20 protein-coding genes and 1 pseudogene are annotated in these 19,864 nt (G+C 30.7%); 16 read left to right on the top strand and 5 right to left on the bottom strand.

Annotation, left to right across the window (positions count from 1 at the left end):
- Window positions 1-225 precede the first annotated feature (225 nt).
- Complete coding sequence (locus tag BV55_RS0102625) at window positions 226-1,872, bottom strand: SulP family inorganic anion transporter (protein ID WP_029451198.1); 1,647 nt, start codon at window positions 1,870-1,872, stop codon at window positions 226-228.
- An 83-nt stretch (window positions 1,873-1,955) separates the two neighbouring features.
- Complete coding sequence (locus tag BV55_RS0102620) at window positions 1,956-2,804, bottom strand: class I SAM-dependent methyltransferase (protein ID WP_084170479.1); 849 nt, start codon at window positions 2,802-2,804, stop codon at window positions 1,956-1,958.
- Between the two features lie 225 nt (window positions 2,805-3,029).
- On the opposite strand from BV55_RS0102620, the gene BV55_RS0102615 reads away from it, so the two are divergent.
- The 9 genes and pseudogenes from BV55_RS0102615 to BV55_RS0102575 all read left to right on the top strand — a co-directional run bounded on the left by BV55_RS0102615 (window position 3,030) and on the right by BV55_RS0102575 (window position 10,713).
- A complete protein-coding gene (locus tag BV55_RS0102615; RefSeq protein WP_029451195.1) occupies window positions 3,030-3,566 on the top strand; it encodes a chromate transporter in 537 nt (178 codons plus the stop codon).
- A 1-nt stretch (window position 3,567) separates the two neighbouring features.
- On the top strand, window positions 3,568-4,098 hold the full coding sequence (locus tag BV55_RS0102610; RefSeq protein WP_423752098.1) for a chromate transporter: 531 nt from the start codon (window positions 3,568-3,570) through the stop codon (window positions 4,096-4,098).
- A gap of 382 nt (window positions 4,099-4,480) precedes the next feature.
- A pseudogene (locus tag BV55_RS15240) lies at window positions 4,481-5,194 on the top strand (ArsA-related P-loop ATPase); the annotation flags it as partial.
- Window positions 5,195-5,290: 96 nt separating this feature from the next.
- A complete protein-coding gene (gene arsB / locus BV55_RS0102600) occupies window positions 5,291-6,349 on the top strand; it encodes an ACR3 family arsenite efflux transporter (RefSeq protein ID WP_029451192.1) in 1,059 nt (352 codons plus the stop codon).
- 173 nt (window positions 6,350-6,522) lie between these two features.
- Window positions 6,523-6,909 (top strand): ArsR/SmtB family transcription factor, encoded by a 387-nt coding sequence (locus tag BV55_RS0102595; RefSeq protein ID WP_029451191.1) that lies wholly within the window; start codon window positions 6,523-6,525, stop codon window positions 6,907-6,909.
- A gap of 16 nt (window positions 6,910-6,925) precedes the next feature.
- Window positions 6,926-7,324 (top strand): arsenate reductase ArsC, encoded by a 399-nt coding sequence (locus BV55_RS0102590; RefSeq protein WP_029451190.1) that lies wholly within the window; start codon window positions 6,926-6,928, stop codon window positions 7,322-7,324.
- Complete coding sequence (locus BV55_RS0102585; protein WP_029451189.1) at window positions 7,321-7,815, top strand: GNAT family N-acetyltransferase; 495 nt, start codon at window positions 7,321-7,323, stop codon at window positions 7,813-7,815. Before BV55_RS0102590 ends, BV55_RS0102585 begins: the two co-directional genes overlap by 4 nt.
- Window positions 7,816-7,902: 87 nt before the next feature.
- The gene (locus BV55_RS0102580; protein WP_029451188.1) at window positions 7,903-9,882 is read left to right on the top strand and encodes a WG repeat-containing protein; all 1,980 of its coding nucleotides are present in this window, start codon (window positions 7,903-7,905) and stop codon (window positions 9,880-9,882) included.
- 90 nt (window positions 9,883-9,972) lie between these two features.
- On the top strand, window positions 9,973-10,713 hold the full coding sequence (locus BV55_RS0102575; RefSeq protein WP_029451187.1) for a Yip1 family protein: 741 nt from the start codon (window positions 9,973-9,975) through the stop codon (window positions 10,711-10,713).
- A 71-nt stretch (window positions 10,714-10,784) separates the two neighbouring features.
- Here BV55_RS0102575 and BV55_RS0102570 read toward each other — a convergent pair whose 3' ends face one another.
- From BV55_RS0102570 to BV55_RS0102560, 3 genes are read right to left on the bottom strand one after another with little or no spacing between them, the layout of a single operon-like run.
- Entirely contained in the window at window positions 10,785-12,098 is a 1,314-nt protein-coding gene (locus BV55_RS0102570) for an ABC transporter permease (protein WP_029451186.1), read from the bottom strand.
- A 1-nt stretch (window position 12,099) separates the two neighbouring features.
- Window positions 12,100-13,005, bottom strand: a complete 906-nt coding sequence (locus BV55_RS0102565) for a COG1361 family protein (protein WP_029451185.1) — start codon at window positions 13,003-13,005, stop codon at window positions 12,100-12,102.
- An 18-nt stretch (window positions 13,006-13,023) separates the two neighbouring features.
- Window positions 13,024-13,692: an ABC transporter ATP-binding protein gene (locus BV55_RS0102560; RefSeq protein ID WP_029451183.1), complete on the bottom strand. Its 669-nt coding sequence runs from the start codon at window positions 13,690-13,692 to the stop codon at window positions 13,024-13,026.
- A 405-nt stretch (window positions 13,693-14,097) separates the two neighbouring features.
- On the opposite strand from BV55_RS0102560, the gene BV55_RS0102550 reads away from it, so the two are divergent.
- The 7 genes from BV55_RS0102550 (at window position 14,098) to BV55_RS0102520 (ending at window position 19,708) form a co-directional block, all read left to right on the top strand.
- Window positions 14,098-14,796: a hypothetical protein gene (locus BV55_RS0102550; RefSeq protein WP_029451182.1), complete on the top strand. Its 699-nt coding sequence runs from the start codon at window positions 14,098-14,100 to the stop codon at window positions 14,794-14,796.
- Window positions 14,797-14,997: 201 nt separating this feature from the next.
- The gene (locus BV55_RS15505) at window positions 14,998-15,144 is read left to right on the top strand and encodes a hypothetical protein (RefSeq protein ID WP_157469591.1); all 147 of its coding nucleotides are present in this window, start codon (window positions 14,998-15,000) and stop codon (window positions 15,142-15,144) included.
- Between the two features lie 320 nt (window positions 15,145-15,464).
- Complete coding sequence (locus BV55_RS0102540; RefSeq protein ID WP_029451181.1) at window positions 15,465-16,646, top strand: 1-propanol dehydrogenase PduQ; 1,182 nt, start codon at window positions 15,465-15,467, stop codon at window positions 16,644-16,646.
- Between the two features lie 196 nt (window positions 16,647-16,842).
- A complete protein-coding gene (gene eutS, locus BV55_RS0102535) occupies window positions 16,843-17,187 on the top strand; it encodes an ethanolamine utilization microcompartment protein EutS (RefSeq protein WP_035794219.1) in 345 nt (114 codons plus the stop codon).
- 11 nt (window positions 17,188-17,198) lie between these two features.
- Window positions 17,199-17,633: a EutP/PduV family microcompartment system protein gene (locus tag BV55_RS0102530; protein ID WP_198023179.1), complete on the top strand. Its 435-nt coding sequence runs from the start codon at window positions 17,199-17,201 to the stop codon at window positions 17,631-17,633.
- A 66-nt stretch (window positions 17,634-17,699) separates the two neighbouring features.
- The gene (locus BV55_RS0102525; protein ID WP_029451178.1) at window positions 17,700-18,278 is read left to right on the top strand and encodes an ANTAR domain-containing response regulator; all 579 of its coding nucleotides are present in this window, start codon (window positions 17,700-17,702) and stop codon (window positions 18,276-18,278) included.
- A 14-nt stretch (window positions 18,279-18,292) separates the two neighbouring features.
- Window positions 18,293-19,708 carry a histidine kinase N-terminal domain-containing protein gene (locus BV55_RS0102520; protein WP_029451177.1) on the top strand — a complete coding sequence of 472 codons (1,416 nt, stop codon included), beginning with the start codon at window positions 18,293-18,295 and terminating at the stop codon, window positions 19,706-19,708.
- Window positions 19,709-19,864 lie beyond the last annotated feature (156 nt).

Below are 19,864 nucleotides of genomic sequence, written 5' to 3'. Positions count from 1 at the left end.
GTTAAGGGAATTAGATTTATTTAATTAATTAAAGGACTGTGATTAATATCACAGTCCTTTTGCTATTTTATAGGTAAAATAAAAGAATGAGATTTAAGGTACTTCATAAAGTCAGCGGAATTGATGATTGAGGGATTGAGTTTACTAAGTATATAAAAGAGTCCACAGCAAAGGCTAATTAAATAGTTAAGCTGTGGACTTTTAGTGTTATATGTTTATATATATTTACTGACAGTTAATATAAGTATTAGCCCTTTCAATGGCTCCATCTATATCATTACAAAAGTTATCTTCACCAAGAAGCTTTGTGAAACCATAATTTTCAAGTACTTTTAAAGGTCCTTCTTGTATTTCAAGTATTATAAGTTTTGTATGATGTTTTTCACAAAGATCATATAGCATTTCTAGTGAATGATATGCAGTAGCATCTATAAAAGGCACGCTTTCCATTTTTACTATTAATATTTTTGGAGGTGTACCCATTTCTCTTACTGCATTTACAAATTTATTTGCTGCAGCAAAGAAAAAAGGTCCACTAATTTCATAAATTGAAACATCCTTTGGAGTTTTCACATTTCTTATAACATCTGATACTTCATTATCATTAATATCATCTACTATGTATTTAACATCTGTAACCTCGGCCATCTTTTTCATAAATAAGAATGAAGAGAGGACAACGCCAACTCCTATGGCTACAACTAAATCTAAGAATATAGTTAAAATAAATGTAACTATAAACACTAAAGCATCACCTTTAGGTGCTTTGAAGATTTGTTTAAAGGCTTCCCATTCCATCATATTATAGGCTACAAGGACTAATATAGAAGCTAAAGAAGCCATTGGAATTAACTTTACATAAGGCATAAATAGCATCATAATAATTAAAATACCAAAAGAATGGACTATTCCAGCTACGGGAGTTCTACCTCCATTTTTAACATTAGCTGCAGTTCTTGCAATAGCTCCAGTAACAGGTATTCCACCGAACATACCTGAAAATATATTAGCTACTCCTTCAGCTATTAATTCCATATTAGAACGGTGTTTTCCGCCGATCATACCATCTGCAACTACTGCTGATAGTAGAGACTCAACCCCTGCAAGTATTGCAATAGTTAGAGCTGGCAGCATTAACTGATTTATCATTTCAAAGCTTACATTAGGTACTACAAGTTTTGGTAAGGCAGAAGATAGCTCCCCGAACTGACTTCCTATAGTATCAACTTTCAAATTAAACACCATGGTAATTATTGTTGCGATTATTATGGCAACAAAGGTTCCAGGTATCTTTTTGCTTATTTTAGGCCAAAAAATAATTATTAGAAGTGTTAAAATGGCAATGAATAAACTTTGAATATTAATAGTGTTCATACTATTAATATAGGCTGTCCACTTAGCTAAAAACTCTGAAGGAACTGAGCTCATAGTAAGGCCCAAAAAATCTTTTACCTGAGTAGACAGAATAACTATGGCAATACCACTAGTAAAGCCAGAAGTTATAGAAGATGGAATGTATTTTATAAGACCACCAAGTTTTAAAAGCCCCATAAGAATAAGGAAGATTCCTGCCATAATAGTTGAAATTAATAGGCCATCCATTCCGTATTTTTGGACAATGCCGTACACGATAACTACGAAAGCACCTGTAGGCCCACCGATTTGTACTCTACTACCACCTAGAAGTGAAACTATAAATCCACCAATGATTGCAGTATATAATCCCTTTTCAGGAGAAACACCAGAGGCTATGGCTAGAGCAATTGATAGTGGAAGTGCAATTATTGCAACTATAATTCCTGCACTAAAATCTTGCATAAATTGCTCTTTAGTATAACCTTTTAGACATGTAATTGACTTTGGAACTAACAAATTTATCACCCTCAAATCATATTTTTTACCCTTCAATTTTAAATTATACCATATAAAGTTAGAGGTGAAAAATAATGTGGGGTCTAAAAGCTTTTTTCGGCCACTAAAATAAAGGTTTTTGGAATGCCTTTATCAAAAGTTTCAGAAGATAAATTAGGTTCTTCATCTAAACTTTTAATAATAAAGCCTTCCTTTGCAACGGAACTTACTATTTCACCAATTGTCCATTTCCTAAGGAGTACTTTTTCGGGTTCATCAGTGTCATTTAAATATTTAGAATAGGATACTGACTTTTCTTCTAGTGAAGTATCAAAATAATCTCCTGTTACCTTATGTTTACGAATTTTTGCTGTAGAGCCTTTTGAGCTAATAAGCTTAGTAGAAATTGGGTGAAAGTCTCTTATAATAAATATGCCACCAGGTGATAAAAGCCTATGTACTAGATTTAAAAAAGGCTTTAAATCTGTAAAATAGTGAAGTATCCCCATTTCCGCAAATACTATATCATAATCAGAAGTAATCTTATCTTCAGGAAGTTTAAGTACATCTGATAAGATATACTCAATGTTAACCCCTGCCTCTTTTGCAAGTTCTAAAGCGTAACGCTTATTTCCCTTTGAAAAATCTACCACAGTTACATTTGCGTGAAGCAATGCTAAAGCTACAGCTTTATTACCGTTAGAGCCCATAAGGTTCATAACTTTCTTACCCTTTAAGTCTCCAAATTTATGGTAAAGTGTAGATATACTATGTGTTGGGTTTTCTTTAATCTTTTTTGCGGCATCTTTCGGAGAGCCTAATCTTTCAACCCAGGCATCATAAGTTTCTTTGTTCCAAGCCTCTTCATTTGAATTTAAAGATGATTTATTCAAACTCTCTTCATCTGAATTCAAAGATGCTTTTTTATCATCTATATTAGTTTTGCATTCCATTTAAAATCTCCCTTTATATTAAGTATTTGACTATTTACTAGAAAATATACTTTTACATTATATAATAAATTTCATTTAAATCCTATAATTAATCTCATATAAATTAAATTGAATTTATAATGCATAAAGAAAACCTATGTTAATCATAATAAAATCCAACTTTTAATGGGAGTATCCCTATGATATACTCACCCCTGTCACAGTAATTATTGTAGGAGGGGTTTTATGAAAGAATTAATTGTTATGTTTTTTAGTTTCTTTAAAATTGCAGCTTTTACCTTTGGTGGTGGGTATGCCATGATTCCTTTAATAGAAAAAGAAGTGGTTGAATCAAAAAAATGGATTTCAAAAGATGATTTTACAGATATCTTGGTTATATCTCAAAGCTTTCCTGGGGCACTTCCTGTAAATTCATCTTTATTTATAGGATATAAACTAGGGGGAGTTTTAGGAGCTATTGTTGCACTACTTGGGGTTATAATTCCATCATTTTTAATAATCCTTACTATAGCTACTTTTTTTATGAAGTTTAGAGATAACTATATAGTGGATAATGTATTTAAAGGCATTGGAGGGGCAGTTCCAGTATTAGTATTACTTGCAGTTAGAAGCTTATCTAAATCTGTAAAGAAGAATACCATAAATATACTAATTATAATAACATGTGTGGTTTCCATTACTGTTTTTAATGTTCATCCCGTTATAATGATATTCCTTGCAGCTATTTATGGAATAATTTTTCTAGGAAAGCAGGTGGTTTAAAGTGGACATGTTTTTTAAATTATATATGACATTTTTTAAAATAGGGGTTTTTGGATATGGTGGTGGATATGCCATGTTACCATTAATCGAAAGAGAAATAGTAACTAAAAATAACTGGTTAACATCTTCAGAGTTTTTAGATATTATAGGCATTTCACAAATGACTCCAGGACCTATTTCCATTAATTCAGCAACTTTTGTTGGGTATAGAATATGTGGATTTTGGGGAAGTGTTTTTGCAACTGTTGGGGTAGTATCATTTTCTTTTATTTTAGTTTCTATAGCTACCCATTACATATTAAAGTTTAAGAACTCAAAATTAATGAAATCAGCATTAATGGGTATGAGACCAGCCTTAATTGGACTTATAATAAGCGCATTTATTTCTCTTGCAAGGCAGTCTTATGTAGATTATAAATCTATTATAATAGGAGCAATAATACTTTTTATAAGCTTAAAGTCAAAAATTCATCCTATACTTGTTATTGTTGCAGCAGCACTACTTGGAGTAGGATTTTATGGGATGATTTAGTAGGTAACTTGAGTAAAGATTTATATGAAAATATCTAGTTCCAAAGATATATAACCAATATGTGGATAATTTTATCATATAACTAGTAAATATTTTTTATTGCAGTAATTATAGCGGTTATTTATCTTAATACTGGAGATAGATTAAAAAAACAATAAGGATTAAATTTAAGATAATATCTATAAGATTTTAATTAAAAGCAGTTGAAGCAGTTGAAGCAATTGAAAGCAATTGAAAGCAATTGAAAGCAATTAACTAGATAGTTGACAAAAATAATACTAAAGAATAGTATATGAGTATATAGTAATATAATCATATAAACTCATATTTTCATTAAAAGAGTAAAGCTAATTCATTTAGTGTAAGCTACGGGAGATATTAAATAAGAATGTTACAACTATCTTCATCATGGAGTGACTTTATTAGCGAAAGTACTCATGGAGCCTCTTGTTTAGGACAACTATCAGGATTAGAAAGCAAAAAGGATATGTATAAACATGCTGTAGAAACTTTAGGAGATGGTGAGGTAACTAAATTAATATTAATATCTAGAGCAGAATATTCACCACTTAAGGAAGCAGAACGAGCATCAAAAGAGCTTAGAGATTTAGGTGTTAATAATCAAATGATGGTTATAAATGGGATATTAGAGCTAGACGAAGGCTCAAAAGATGATGATGTATCAAATAAATTATATTCAAAATAACAAGAAGCATTAAAAAATATACCTGATTATTTAAAGAATATGGAAACTTATAGAATTCCACTAAGATCTTACAACATGACAGGAATTAAAAATATAAGGATGATGCTTAAGGAAAACTATTTAGAAACTGAAGAAGGTAAATTAAAAAGACAAGACATACCAAATCTTAAAGAATTAATTGATGATTTATATATTTCAAAGAAAAAGGTTATATTTACTATGGGTAAGGGAGGAGTAGGAAAGACAAGCTTAGCGGCAGTTATTGCTGTTGGACTTTCAAGAAAAGGTGTAAAGGTTCATTTGACAACTACAGACCCAGCACACCATTTAAAATTTGTAGTATTTGTAGTAAATGAAGACTTAGGAATAACATTAAGTAATATAAATGAAATCTCAAAGGGTAACTTCGTTGTAATACCCTGGAAAAGTGAAGAAATAAAAGGTAAAGAATTAGTAAACTTAATTAAATAGAAAAGAGGAGATAGTATGGAAAAGAGTAAAGGTGGTTCAGGCATTAGTTTTTTTGAAAGATATCTAACTTTGTGGGTAATTGTATGTATTGTACTTGGGGTTATGATAGGACAATTTATACCTATAATACCTGAAACATTAAGTAAATTTGAATATGCTAAGGTATCTATTCCAGTTGCGATATTAATATGGCTTATGATATATCCAATGATGCTTAAAATAGATTTTTCAAGTATAGTAAGAGCTACTAAAAAGCCTAAAGGACTTATTGTTACCTGTGTAACTAATTGGCTTATAAAACCATTTACTATGTATATAATTGCTTCGTTTTTCTTAAAGGTAGTTTTCAAGCCCATTATACCAGCAGACCTTGCTACAAGTTATTTAGCGGGAGCTATCCTTTTAGGTGCAGCACCTTGCACTGCCATGGTATTTGTTTGGAGTTATTTGACTAAGGGGGACGGGGCATATACATTAGTACAAGTGGCTATAAATGACCTCATATTATTAGTACTTTTTGCACCTATAGTAGCATTTTTATTAGGTGTTAGCAATGTACCTGTACCTTATGATACATTATTCTTATCCGTTATATTGTTTATTGTAGTACCGCTACTTGCAGGGTACCTATCAAGAGTTATAATAGTTAAGAAAAAGGGACTAGATTATTTCGAAAATGTATATATTAAAAAGTTTAGTAATGTAACAATAATAGGACTTTTATTAACACTTATAATATTATTTTCCTTCCAAGGAGAAACAATATTAAACAATCCAATTCATATTGTTCTAATTGCAATTCCGCTAATAATACAAACCTTTTTGATTTTTGGAGTAGCCTATGGATGGGCAAGGGCATGGAATTTGCCACATAGTATAGCAGCTCCTGCAGGAATGATAGGTGCTAGCAATTTCTTTGAACTTGCTGTAGCTGTAGCTATTTCACTATTTGGATTAAATTCTGGGGCAGCACTTGCAACAGTTGTTGGAGTACTAGTGGAAGTTCCAGTGATGCTTATCCTAGTTAGAATAGCTAATAATACAAGAAAGTATTTTAAATATGATAATGCATAGAAAGCTACATTATTAAAGGTTAATAATGTTATAATATAAGTAGAATTATATTATAGAAACGTAATTGCGTTAAGATAATGTGATTATATTAAGAAGATACGTTAATGTTAAGAAAGTGTAATTAACAAAGAAAGTTATTCTTTAATAAGAAAATAATCATATAGGAGCATAAAATGGATTTAATACAAATACTAAAAGCACTAGCAGATGAAAATAGAATGAGAATACTAAATGTATTAAAAAATGGAGAGATGTGTGTTGGAGAAATAGAGCATGTATTAGATATAAATCAATCTAATGCATCTAGGCATTTAAACAAATTAGGCACATTAAACTTAGTTTCCTATGAGAAAAAAGCTCAATGGGTTTATTATAAAATTAATGAAGATATGTTAACTGAATATAAGTTTTTAGAAGAATTAATTAATAATGAATTAAAAGGTATAGATATTTATAATAAAGATTTAGAAAAGTTAAGTGAGTATAGAAAAAGTGGGATAACCTGTGAGACTTTAAAGGAATGTGATATAAACTCAAAAAGCCCATGTAACTGTAAATAATGTTGGGAGGCTTCATATGAAACAAATTGTAGCATTTATATGTACAGGAAACTCTTGCAGAAGTCAAATGGCAGAAGGATTTGCTAAAAAGTATGGCTTTGATATTTTAAATATATATAGTGCAGGTACTATACCAGTGGAATCTGTAAATCCTGATGCAATTAAGGTTATGGAAGAGGTGGGAGTGGATATAAGAACACAATACCCAAAGACACTTAAAAGTATACCAGAGAATATAGATATTGTAATAACCATGGGATGCATAAAAGGATGTCCAGTAGTAAATTCAAAAATAGAAGAAGACTGGGGATTAGATGATCCTGCAGGGCAATCTTTAGATGAATTTAGAAGAGTTAGAGATATAATTGAAGAAAAAGTAATAGATTTAGTGAAAAGGGTTAGGGGGATAAAATGATCAGGCTTGCTACTATTTTAGACATGAATGAAATTATGGATATTGTTAAGGAAACAATTGTAGATATGGATAAAAATAATAATCATCAATGGAATAATGAGTATCCTTTAAGCAAGGATTTTGAAAAGGATATAGAAAATAAAGAACTACATGTAATAGAAGAAGAGGGAAGGGTTTCAGGATTTGCATGTATTAATAAGGATGAGCCTATAGAATACAAAGACATAAAATGGTCAAAAGACAAGGAGGCGTACATAATACATAGATTAGCTATTGCTTGTAAATACAGGGGAAGAGGAAATGCTTATAAGCTTATGAAGTTTGCTGAAAGCTTAGCTATAGAAAACAACATAAATTATTTAAAGACAGATACCATGTTTTCAAATCCAAATGCACAAAAGTTATTTGAAAAGTGTGGCTACAAATATGCTGGCATACTAAGATTTCAAGGAAGAGAGGAAAACTTCTTTTGCTATGAAAAGATAATTTAGGTATTTATTATAAAGGGCTAATGGTAACTTACCCGATACACCTTTCATATAATATTTTTAGAAGTACTATGTGAAAGGTGTATTATTTTGTATAATATAAGTTTAATCAATTTTATAAAAATATACTTACCTATAGGGGCCGAAATAGTAATTACAGAAGATAATAAGCCTCTAATAATAAGGGCGGATTTAAATGGTGATTATTTAGAAGAATTAATTGTAGTTTATAGGTGGCAAGGGAATCTTTATGTTATGGTATTAGAAAATAACTACGGAATTTTTGGATATTATGGGGTAAATTTTTCAAAAGATGAATTAATGAGACTTAGAAATCATATATTATCACATCTAAAAACTAGAAGTTTAGATTTATATCCAGCACCTTTGAACATGATAGGTGGAACTAAGTGGGGTTATATAAATGAAAGTGGTAAGTTCATAATTAAGCCTTATTACGATTCAGCTTCAAATTTCCAAGATAATGGACTTGCTATTGTTGGGGTAGGGAGTTTTTATGGAATTATAGATTATAACAATAACTATATAGTAAGTCCTAAATATAATTTTATAGGCGAGTTTTCAAATAACAGGGCTGTAGTTATGGATGATAAAGGGTTTAACATAATTAATGAAATGGGAAATATATTAACAAATAAGGATTATAGCTATATAGGAAACTTTAAAGACGGAAGAGCACAGTTTAATATCGAATCTTCTAATAATGATTTTCTTTATGGATTTTTAGGTAAGGAAGGGAAAGAAGTTATACCTGCAAAATATCAATATGTAAATGACTTTAGAGATGGAAAGGCTGTAGTTAAGATCAAAGAAAATGAGTATGCTTTAATAAATATTGATGGAATTATACTAAGTAAATACAATTATGCCTTTGTAGGTAGCTTAGGTGATGGACTCCTAGCATTTAAGGAAAATGAGGATGGGAAATATGGATATATTGATATAAATGGTAAGGTAATTATAAAACCACAATTTTATTATGCAGATGACTTTAGTTTTGGAAGAGCTATAGTAAATAATTCAGAGGATATTAAAAACAATTATGGGCTTATAGATAAACTTGGCTTTTATGTAATAAAACCTCAGTATAATTCTATAATTTCAATAGGAGAAAGCAGGGTAGCTGTCGGTATTCCAATAGATGAAAATTCACCTTATATAGGTTCAAAATATGCTATTTATGATACAAATGGTAATGCGCTTACAAAGTTTATTTATTACGGAGTTTCTAATTATAAAGGCGGAGTTGCTTCTGTTTATGATGAGAAGGAAACCTTTTTTATTGATAAAGAGGGGAAGAGAACTAAAGATTCGCCTATAGTAAGTGGTAGTGGGACTTTAACATTACAAAACAATCTTATAATGGCATTTGTGGATTATATAACTTCCTATTTTGATAAACAAGGTATCTTATTATGGAAAGAAAATTTAGTAATTCATTTAAATCAGCAATATAAGGTTGTAAAAGAAAAGTATAAGCCTAATAAGGATTATCTAGTTTATTATCCAAGAATTGAAGGAATGGAAGATAGAATTTTACAAAGTCAGGTTAATGATAAGCTTAAGGTTTTATCAAAGGCAAAGAAGGTAGAAGAGGATGTTCAATTAGGTTATAGTTATGTTGGAAACTTTCAGGTACAATTTTTTAAGAAGGAACTATTAGTATTAGAGCTTAATGGATATAACTACCCCTTTGGGGCAGCTCATGGTATGCCAACTAAGATGTATGCACATATAAATTTAGTTACAGGAGCCTTCTATGAGTTAAAAGATTTATTTAAAGAGGATAGCAATTACGTAAAAGTTCTAAGTGATATAGTAGGATACCAAATAAAAAGTGATCCGCAGTATTCTTATGTATTCCAAGATTCCTATACTGGAATAAAAGAAGATCAACCATTTTATATATCAAAAGATGGACTATATATTTACTTTTATCCTTATGATATTGGGCCTTACTCTGCAGGATTTCCTACTTTTAAAATACTATACAAAGATATTATTAATATAATTGATTTAAAAGGGGACTTTTGGAGGTCATTTAATTAAATGTTAAATCTACCATACAAGTGACTAAAATTATGGAAATTAGCATAGTGATGTGATAAAATGGTAATAGTAAATAAAAGGGGGAAAATCATGGAAGACAATAATTCAGTAGATAATATTCCAGTTTTAAAATTAACGCTCTGGGAAAAGGTAAAGAACTTTTTTGTTAACCCACAAAAACTTTTCGAGTATTATAAGGATAATGAAAGTTACGGGATTAGGCTTCTTATTGTGGTGGTATGCTCTGCTATCACAGCGCTTATTTTAGCAATAGCTTCTAAGGACAAACTAAGTGGAGCTGTAAGTGAATCAGTTAAAGGGGTGGATCCTGCTACTGCAGCTACGGCTCAGAAATTAGCAGGAGCTTTTACATCACCTATTTCAGCAGTAATTACCACGATAATTGTAACGATAATAGCCGTGTATTTTATGTCTTTAGTTTATTTTTTAATAGCTAAGATATTTAAGAGCACTGCAACTTATCGTCAAATGGTAGGGGTTTATTTAATATCATATTTTCCAGTACTAATAGGTGGAATAATAAAAGCTATTTATGATATTATAGCAAATAAACCTTTAGACTTAGCAGCCATTGCTGAAGCCGCCGCAAATATGACAATAGCTGATATTTTAATTTCAAAGCTTAATGTATTTGGTTTATGGCAAATGGTTTTAATAGCTATAGGTATAGCAGTTATTGGAAACATATCAAAGAAAAAGAGTGCAGCAGTTGTAATCATAGTATGGACTTTAGGATTTATATTAGCTATTGGGTCAAACTCAATAAAGAATATAGTACCGCCTACAACATCCGTAGCACCAGTAAAATAAAGGAAGCACCTCTGGGGTGCCTCCTTTAATTGGGAGCACCCTAGAGGTGCTCCCTTTTTATCCCAATATGTTTATTCTTCTTTTATAGAACTTATAACATCTAGTTTTGCTGCTTTTGAAGCAGGGACTACTCCTGAGAGGAAGCCCACTAGGGTGCTGAAGAGTAATATGAATAGAATAAGACCTGGCGACGCAGATGCTATTTTTATTTTCGGAACTTGTCCTTTAGTTATAAAGGCATTAGCTAACATATTTATAAGAAAATTAGCTATGAATCCTAGGGTAAGTCCAATAGTTCCACCCATAAGACCGATAGTGCAAGCTTCTCCTACAAATACTTTCTTTATATCATTAACACTTCCGCCTATTACTTTCATAATACCAATCTCTTTTTTTCTTTCATATATAGCCATGTTCATGGTATTTGTTATACCAAAGGCTGCTACTAATAAAGAAATTCCTGCAAGGGCTGCTAATATTAGTTTAACACCATCTAAAAGCTTTCCTATGCTACCTTGTATCTCTTTAAAAGAGTTTATTTGGTATCCATTTTCTTTTAATGTTTTTTCTGCTTCATCTATTTTGTTAGTGTCTTTTAGAACAACCTCTACACTGGTATATCCTTCTTCTTTATTCTCATCATTTTGAGTTTTAGAAGCCTTCCATTTTTTGATATCCTCTACAGTGCTTAGTGGAACTTTAACTGTAAAGTCATCCATGGCATTTTCTTTAGATATTCCAACTATAGTTAAGTTTATAGTATGCTCATCTTCTGTTTTAGAAGAGTCTTTAGCACCTGGCATCATTCCATTATTAGAGATATTTAACTTAAAGGATCTTCTTAATAAGGACTCAATTTCCTTTGAATCCACTTTGTCAGTAGGTTTATAGTCTAAAAGAAGAGTAGCCATTTTATATCCAAGGATTGCTTCATTTTTATTATCTGTTGGATAGCGGCCTACTAAAAGATCATCTTTTTTAGATAGTTCTTTCATAGGCATACCAGTAATACTAGCGCCGGTGCTAATCTTTTTATATTCTATATTACCGTAGTCATTAAGTTTTGGAATAACTGATTTAACAAAGGAATAGCTCTTTAAATCTTTTATGGCCTTTTTATCTAATTTAGTTTTTAGCTTTTTTTCATCAGGGGTTACAGGCGCCCCATAAGCTGAGGGTGGTATGGCTGGAGATACTGAGATTACTGAGGTATCAAACACAGAGCCAATCTCATCGGTTATATATTTTTTAAAACCATTTCCAAGGGATATTATGGTGAATATGGCTACAGAGCCAATTATAACACCTATCATGGTAAATATAGTTCTGCTTCTCCTTTTCCAAAGATTCTTCCAGATCATTTCTAATAAATCTGTAAGACGCATATTAAGAACCTAGTCCAAAAAGCTTTTTAAACACAGATTTAAAAGACCACTTTTTTTCTAAAGCTGGTTTTGAAGTAGTTACTACATTAGTACCTTTAATTGTGAATGGTTTTTCTATTTTGTTTTCTATGCCCATTTCATCATTAAAGCTAATGACTACATTACCAGAAGTATCTGATTCAAAACTTCCAAGAGCTTCATCAAAACTTTCCTCAACTTCAGCTTCCATGGCCCCTATATATTTTGAAATATTTTTATCGCCAGCTGTGATGTTTACCATAACGTTATTTAAAGATCCTTTACCTGCATTTAGAAAGCTTCCAGTTACATTTCCATTTTCTAAAGGTTTGAATTCAGTAATCATCATATTAGAAGTGTTTTTTACAATTATTCCACAAACCTTATTTATTTCTACTGGGGAGCTTCCACTTTCATTAAATGAACAATTAATATTAAAGTTGTATATTCCCGATTTAATGGATGGAGAACCTATAAGTTTTAAGGATATTTCTCCAGTTCCGCCTTTGTTTAATCCTCCATAATAGATTTCATTTGTAGTTCCAACTGGTGAAAAGCCTTCAAGAACATTTTTACCTTCAATACCTAATATACTTAAAGATATATTTTCAAGTTTATTTGAAGACTTATTTTCTATCTTAAAATTAAGGGTAAATTCCTTGCCTGGTTCTACAAAGGCAGGATCTGTTGTAACTTCAGATATAATAAGCTTTTTAGATTGTATACCTTGGCTTGGAGCTTGTACTTGCTGCATGCTGTTTGGAATTGCTCCATCACTTGGCGTTCCGGGAAGCCCCCCTTGAGTTTCAGCGAAGGCTGGAACAGTGTTAATACCAATGGATAAGGCAAGACCTAGGGCTAAAGTAATTTTTATAAAAGTCTTTTTCATATAAACCTCCTGTAATAATTATTCTAGTAGACCATCTTTCATTTTAATTATGCTGTCAGCATAATCACAAACCCTTTTAGAGTGAGTAACCACTACAAAGGTCATATTTAACGACTCATTAAGTCCTTTCAGTAAATCTAAGATTTCAACGCTTGTCTTACTATCTAGGTTTCCTGTGGGTTCGTCTGCAAGAATTATAGAAGGATTATTAACTAAGGCTCTAGCAATTGAAACTCTTTGTTGCTGTCCCCCTGAAAGCTCTGATGGCTTATGATTCATCCTATCTTTAAGACCTACATGTTCTAAAATATCTAGAACAGTTTTTTTCCTATTTACTTTAGACATGCCAGTAAAAATTAAAGGCATCTCAACATTTTCAAAGGCTGTTAATTGTGGAAGAAGGTTATAAGATTGAAATATAAATCCAATGTTTTTTCTTCTGAAAAGCGCACGCTGATTTTCGTTTAAATTATGCAAATTAGTATCAGCTATAGATACCTCACCCTTATCAAAGGGCATAAGTCCCCCTAAAATATTTAAAAGAGTAGACTTACCAGAGCCTGATTCGCCAATAATAGCAGTAAATTCTCCCTTTTCAATATTTAAACTAACCCCTCTTAAAATTTCAACTTGTACTTTACCCATTTGAAAGTTCTTTATTACATTAGAACATTGTACTAAGGACATTAATTCACCTCCATTTCACACTGAAAAATACGAACTACTACTATTATAACATTTTGCTAATATATGTTATATTAAATTTTCCATAAATATTAAAATTGTGAACTGTCCCCAAACATAGTTAAAACATCTTGACAGTAATATTACATAATAAGAATATATTGACATTAAGGGGGCATGATGGTATAATATTACAAATAATATAAAGGGGCAGGCATATATGAAATTTAAAAAGCTATTGCTTCTTGTTTTGCTCACAAGTACACTATTTATTTCTTGCAAGAAAGATACTGGTATAAATAATTTGGATAATGAAAAAAAGATAATATAGAATCCAAAGAAGTAGAGTATGAATTACTAGATTACCCCATTCGGAATATCACCGAGGATGATTATATAAAAAAGGTAGTGATAGATGAAAATTTATCATATAGGGGAAAAATTAATGAAAATGAAATAGCTGTGACCCGTAGAGATGATCGTAAGAATATATACTCTTATAATTTAGAAACAAAAGAGGAAACAAAGGTTTGTAAAGTTATTGATGATAAAAACTATCTATATGAGGTCTCAAACCATGGAGAATGGGTTGTTTGGATTGAAGATGAGGACAAAGTTGTAGGAAATGAAAATCTAAGCCAAGGGTTCAATTGGTTTGTAGCAGCAAAGAATTTAAAAGATGGTAGGGTCATAATAATTGATAAAGCTAAATATACTAAAGAGGAATTTGAATTGAAGGCGGATGAAATATATAATCCTATAAGAATTTCAATAGCAAATGATATAGTTGTTTATAGGTCTACAGATAAGAGAGAAGATGGAGCTGTAATAACAAAGATAATGAGTTATAACTTATCTGAAAATAAGCTTAAAGAAGTTGAAGTTTCAGATGAGGTGGAAAATGAGCTGTTAAATCATCCTAAGACTGATGGTAACAAGATAATATGGACGAGGTTAAGAACATTTGTTGATTACGGAAGAAACTTTTATAAATATTCTGATTTGTATTTATATGATATTAAAACCGAAGAAAAAAGGGTTGTAACAAAGGATATGTTTGTAAGCTCGGGAGCTATTAAGGATAATACTATAGTTATATCAATATAAAAGCCAGGTGAAGAGCTTGAGGATGATTTATTAATTTATGACTTAGATGCGGATAAGTTAAGCAAACTTATATATAAAGATAATGAAATTTATAAAGGATATGGTTATTTTGCTACAGGTGAAGTTCAAATAACGGATAAATATATATTCATAAGTATCGGTGGACACTCATCACGTTATATTTTTGATAGAAAAAATAAAGTGTATATAGATATGGTGGATGAGGAATTAGCGGCATATGGATATGGATTTAATAATAGCAATTCTATAGTATTTGAGAAAATCTTTAGGGAAGAGGATAAAGATGGTAATGGAGTTAAAGTAGATACTTACTATGAGCTAAAGTGATAAGTATGATTCAATAGAGCATTGCCAAGTATTATCCATATGAACAACTTCAAATCATCTTGACAGTAATATTTTAAAGTTATAAAATGAATATGTACAAATTTATAATATAAGGGTATACAATTTTAAAAAGATAATAAAGATAAAGTTACACAATGGCGTGTAATTATAAAGAGTGATGAAGCTCCTTAAGAATTTTCTTAGGGGGTTTTTATATTTTTATATAAAAATATAAATTTAAATAAAGCTAGCTAAGGAATAAATAAAGTTAAAACTAAAGAAACTAAAGAAAACAAAATTTAAACTTAGGAAGTGAAAGTATGAGTAATTTTAAAGTAGGACCTAATGTTTATTTTGGAGTTGGAAAGCTTGAAGAGCTTAGTAAGCTTCAATGTAAAAGGGTGTTCATTGTAACCGATCCATTTATGGTTACATCAGGAATGGTAACTAAGGTTACAGAAAATTTAGATGCTGCAAATATTGAATATGAAATTTTTTCTGACATAGTTCCAGATCCACCACTTGAAACAATATCAAAAGGAATTAAAGCTATGGATGCATTTAAACCAGAAGCTCTAATTGCATTAGGTGGAGGTTCAGCAATTGATGCTGCAAAGGCTATAAGTCACTTTAGAGATCTTATAAATAAAGGATTGAATAATGTATCAGAAGATAAAAAGGTTATGCTTATAGCTATACCAACTACTAGTGGTACAGGATCAGAAGTTACATCTTTCTCAGTTGTAACTGATAAAAAGTATAATGTTAAGTATCCATTAGTAGAGGAATCTATGGTTCCAGAGATGGCGATACTAGATGCAACCCTTGTGAAAAGTGTTCCAAATTTTATAACAGCAGATACAGGTATGGATGTGTTAACTCATGCAATAGAAGCTTACGTATCTACTGAGCATTCAGATTTTAGTGATGCTTTAGCAGAAAAAGCTATAAAGCTAGTATTTGAATACTTAGAAAAAGCATATAGAGATGGAAATGACCTAGAAGCAAGAGAAAAGATGCATAACGCTTCTTGCATAGCTGGAATGGCATTTACAAATGCTTCACTTGGAATAAACCATAGCATGGCTCACATACTAGGTGGAAGATTCCATATTCCTCATGGAAAAGCAAATGCAATATTACTTCCTTATGTTATAGAATTTAATGCAGACTTAAGTTCTGAAAATAGATTCGATAATAAAATTCAATATAGTGATACTGCAATAAGATATGCACAAATTGCTAAGTTCTTAAATCTTACAAGTAGCAATAATGTTAGAGAAGGTGTTAAGTCTTTAGTAAGAGCTATAAATTCTTTAAAGAAAACTTTAAGCATACCATATAGTGTTAAAGAGGTTAATATTAGCAAAAAGGACTTTGATGACAATCTAAAAGAGCTTTCAGAAATAGCTTTAAATGATAGTTGTACAATTACAAGTCCCAGGAAGCCAACAGTAGAAGAGTTTAACACATTATTTAAAGCTGTCTATGAGGGAAAATAATTATTATATAAACTTAAAAAAGGTTTTCAAAAACATTTGACAATTAAAGTAGATACTATTATAATTTAAATATAAGTTAAATAAACGTTAATTGTGCAACGGCGTACAATTATAATTAGAGCAATGAAGCTCCTTAAAATGCATTAATAATGCTTTAAGGAGCTTTTATGTCTTTAAATGGAATGGAGTGGGAAAGATGGAAGAGAAACAAAGAGTTATTCAGGAATATGTTCCTGGTAAACAGGTTACTTTAGCTCACTTAATTGCACATCCTAATAAATCAATATACAAAAAATTGGGACTTAGTGAAGAAAATGCAGAAGCAATAGGAATACTAACGATAACTCCAAGTGAAGCGGCCATAATAGCATCAGATGTTGCTACTAAAGCAGCAGGAGTTGAAATAGGATTTATTGATAGATTTAGTGGATCACTTGTGGTGCTTGGAGATGTTTCAAGCGTAGAGGCTGCTTTAAGAGAAGTTTGCAATGTACTTAAAAATGTTTTGAAATTCACAATCACTGATATAACAAAATCCTAGGAGGAAATAGTTTGAAAAAAATAATGCTTATAGGATCTATAGGAGCTGGAAAGACTACACTAAGTCAAGCTTTAATAGATGAAATCATAAGATATAAAAAGACGCAATCTATAGAGTTTGGTGATTATATAATAGATACTCCAGGAGAGTATTTAGATAACAGAGTATATTATAATGCACTAATAGTAACATCATCAGAAGCAGATGTAATTGCATTAGTTCAGGATTCAAGCAATGACACAAGTAACTTTCCACCAGGATTTGGTAGTATGTTTAATAAGGAAGTTATAGGTATTTGTACTAAAATCGATTTATGTAAGGATGAAAAGTCTCTAAAAAGAACTGAAGAATTTTTAATTACAGCAGGAGCTGAAAAAATATTTTGTGTAAATGCTGCAGAAAAAAAAGAAATTCAGGAATTAAAAAGATTTTTAGAGTGCAATTAAGATTTTTATGATAAAATGGTTTTAAAGAAATAACCTATAGATGTTTATTAAAAGAGGTGGAAGACCATGAACAAACGAATTGTAATAGCCGATGATGAACCTATTACAAGAATGGATATGAAGGAAATGCTAGAGGAAGAAGGCTACAATGTAGTAGCTGAAGCCTCAGATGGTTTTGATGTTATAGAGCTTGCAAGAAAGCATTTACCTGATTTAATAATTATGGACATAAAGATGCCACTTTTAGATGGCTTAAATGCAACTAAGATAATCTTAAAAGAAGAACTTGCAGGAGAAGTAATATTATTAAGTGCTTATAGTGATAAAATATTTATAGAAAAAGCTAAAGAAGTTGGAGCTATCGGTTATTTAGTGAAACCTATAGACAATAAATCTTTAGTTGCAACTATAGAAGTTTGTTTATCAAGACATAAGGAAATCAAAAAGATAAAAAAAGATGTTAAAGTTTTAGAAAAGAAGCTAGAGTCAAGAAAAATTATAGAAAAGGCCAAGGGCATACTCATGGCAAAAAATAATATTTCTGAAAATGATGCTTATACAAATATAAGAGATATTAGTATGCAAAAGAGAATAACCATGGAAGAAGTAGCTAGAATAATAATAATTAGCGAAGAAGAAGCTTAAAAGTAGGAATGAATATGAATGAAATAAGAGAAATGTGTTTAAAGTATACTTCTTTAACTGAAGATGATATTGAAATAATACAGAGCATAGCTAAAACTCTTCAATTTGTAGCTGATTCTTCAAAAGCTGACGTGTTTATAGATTGTATGGTGAAAAATGAAAAAGATGCTGCAATAGTAATTGCTAGTGCAAAAAATCGAGATGCAACATCTTTTTACAAAGAAAATGTTGTAGGGAAGCTTGCCATAAGGCAAAATGAACCTGCTGTACTAAGAACACTGCAAACGGGGATGCCCTCAAGAGATATTAAAGCAACTACACAAGAAAATATAATTGTAAAACAAAATGTTGAAGCTATAAAGAATCATAAAGATGAAGTTATTGCTGTTATTATTTCAGAACAAGATGTTACAGAAGACACAAAAGAAAGTAGAAAGCTAGCTATATTAGCAGAAACTAATGAAGAATTACTATCGCAAATAGAAAGTAAAAAGAGCAAGTATGAAGATGGAAATATAACATATCATATAGATGATGCTATACTTGTATTTGATGAAAATGGAGTATTAAGATTCAAAAATCCAGTAGCAGAAGAGTTGTACGAAAAGCTCGGTTATCATCAACAATTAGTTGGAATGGACTTTTCCAATTTATCATTATCAAAGTATACTATAGATGAGCTAATTGTTGGTAAGTCTATAGAAGTAGAAGAAGTAGATATTGGAGAAATGTGTTTCCAGGTAAAGTATATAGTTCAAAGTAGTAAGGTTTTAAAGGTAGTAATGCTTATAAAAGATATTACAGATTTAAAGGAAAAAGAAAGAGAATTAGTTTTAAAATCTGTGGTAATAAAAGAAATACATCATAGAGTGAAAAATAATCTTCAAACCATAGCAAGCCTTTTAAGACTTCAATCACGAAGGATTCAAGGCGAAGAGTTTAGAGCTGCCATAGATGATAGCATAAATAGAATTTTGAGTATAGCAATAACTCATGAAATGCTTGCAAAAGAAGGTATTGATGATGTTAATATAAAAGATGTTATATATAAGATTAAATCTTATATGATAAGCTTTGAAAAGAATGAAAAGTTAGATTTAGCAATTGAGGTTGTAGGTGATGATTTAATTATTAGTTCAGATAAGTCTACAGCAATATCATTAATTGTAAATGAAGCTATTCAAAATTGTTTAAAGCATGCTTTTGTTGGTAGGGAAACTGGAAAGATAACAATAAAAGTAGAAAAGGGAAATGTCTATTCAAAAATATCTGTCATAGATAATGGCGTAGGATTTAAAGTAGATGAAGCACCAAAAACTAGTTTAGGTCTTATGATAATGAATAGTTTAATTTCAGATAAGTTAAAAGGACAGATTGATATTCAATCTAACTCTATTGGAACAACCATGACTTTTGATTTTAAAAATTAAATTAGGAAATCCAAAGACAAAGTGGTTTTTGGTTATAGAAGGCAATGAAGCCCAGAATATTTATTAGAAAATATTTAAAAGTAATTTTAGATATGCTAATGAATATTCTGGGCTTTATTTTATCTAAGACAGTAGGTTTAATAACTCATTCTTTAG

Source organism: Clostridium algidicarnis (genome assembly GCF_000703125.1).
Taxonomy (GTDB): domain Bacteria; phylum Bacillota; class Clostridia; order Clostridiales; family Clostridiaceae; genus Clostridium_L; species Clostridium_L algidicarnis.
This window is presented reverse-complemented; position numbering and strand designations above follow the sequence as displayed.

Bases quoted from the DNA above. Each gene is read 5' to 3' on its own strand.
- BV55_RS0102620 (WP_084170479.1), bottom strand. From the start codon at position 2,804: ATGGAATGCAAAACTAATATAGATGATAAAAAAGCATCTTTGAATTCA.
- BV55_RS0102615 (WP_029451195.1), top strand. From the start codon at position 3,030: ATGAAAGAATTAATTGTTATGTTTTTTAGTTTCTTTAAAATTGCAGCT.
- arsB (WP_029451192.1), top strand. From the start codon at position 5,291: ATGGAAAAGAGTAAAGGTGGTTCAGGCATTAGTTTTTTTGAAAGATAT.
- BV55_RS0102595 (WP_029451191.1), top strand. From the start codon at position 6,523: ATGGATTTAATACAAATACTAAAAGCACTAGCAGATGAAAATAGAATG.
- BV55_RS0102590 (WP_029451190.1), top strand. From the start codon at position 6,926: ATGAAACAAATTGTAGCATTTATATGTACAGGAAACTCTTGCAGAAGT.
- BV55_RS0102585 (WP_029451189.1), top strand. From the start codon at position 7,321: ATGATCAGGCTTGCTACTATTTTAGACATGAATGAAATTATGGATATT.
- BV55_RS0102575 (WP_029451187.1), top strand. From the start codon at position 9,973: ATGGAAGACAATAATTCAGTAGATAATATTCCAGTTTTAAAATTAACG.
- BV55_RS0102570 (WP_029451186.1), bottom strand. From the start codon at position 12,098: ATGCGTCTTACAGATTTATTAGAAATGATCTGGAAGAATCTTTGGAAA.
- BV55_RS0102565 (WP_029451185.1), bottom strand. From the start codon at position 13,005: ATGAAAAAGACTTTTATAAAAATTACTTTAGCCCTAGGTCTTGCCTTA.
- BV55_RS0102560 (WP_029451183.1), bottom strand. From the start codon at position 13,692: ATGTCCTTAGTACAATGTTCTAATGTAATAAAGAACTTTCAAATGGGT.
- BV55_RS0102540 (WP_029451181.1), top strand. From the start codon at position 15,465: ATGAGTAATTTTAAAGTAGGACCTAATGTTTATTTTGGAGTTGGAAAG.
- eutS (WP_035794219.1), top strand. From the start codon at position 16,843: ATGGAAGAGAAACAAAGAGTTATTCAGGAATATGTTCCTGGTAAACAG.
- BV55_RS0102525 (WP_029451178.1), top strand. From the start codon at position 17,700: ATGAACAAACGAATTGTAATAGCCGATGATGAACCTATTACAAGAATG.
- BV55_RS0102520 (WP_029451177.1), top strand. From the start codon at position 18,293: ATGAATGAAATAAGAGAAATGTGTTTAAAGTATACTTCTTTAACTGAA.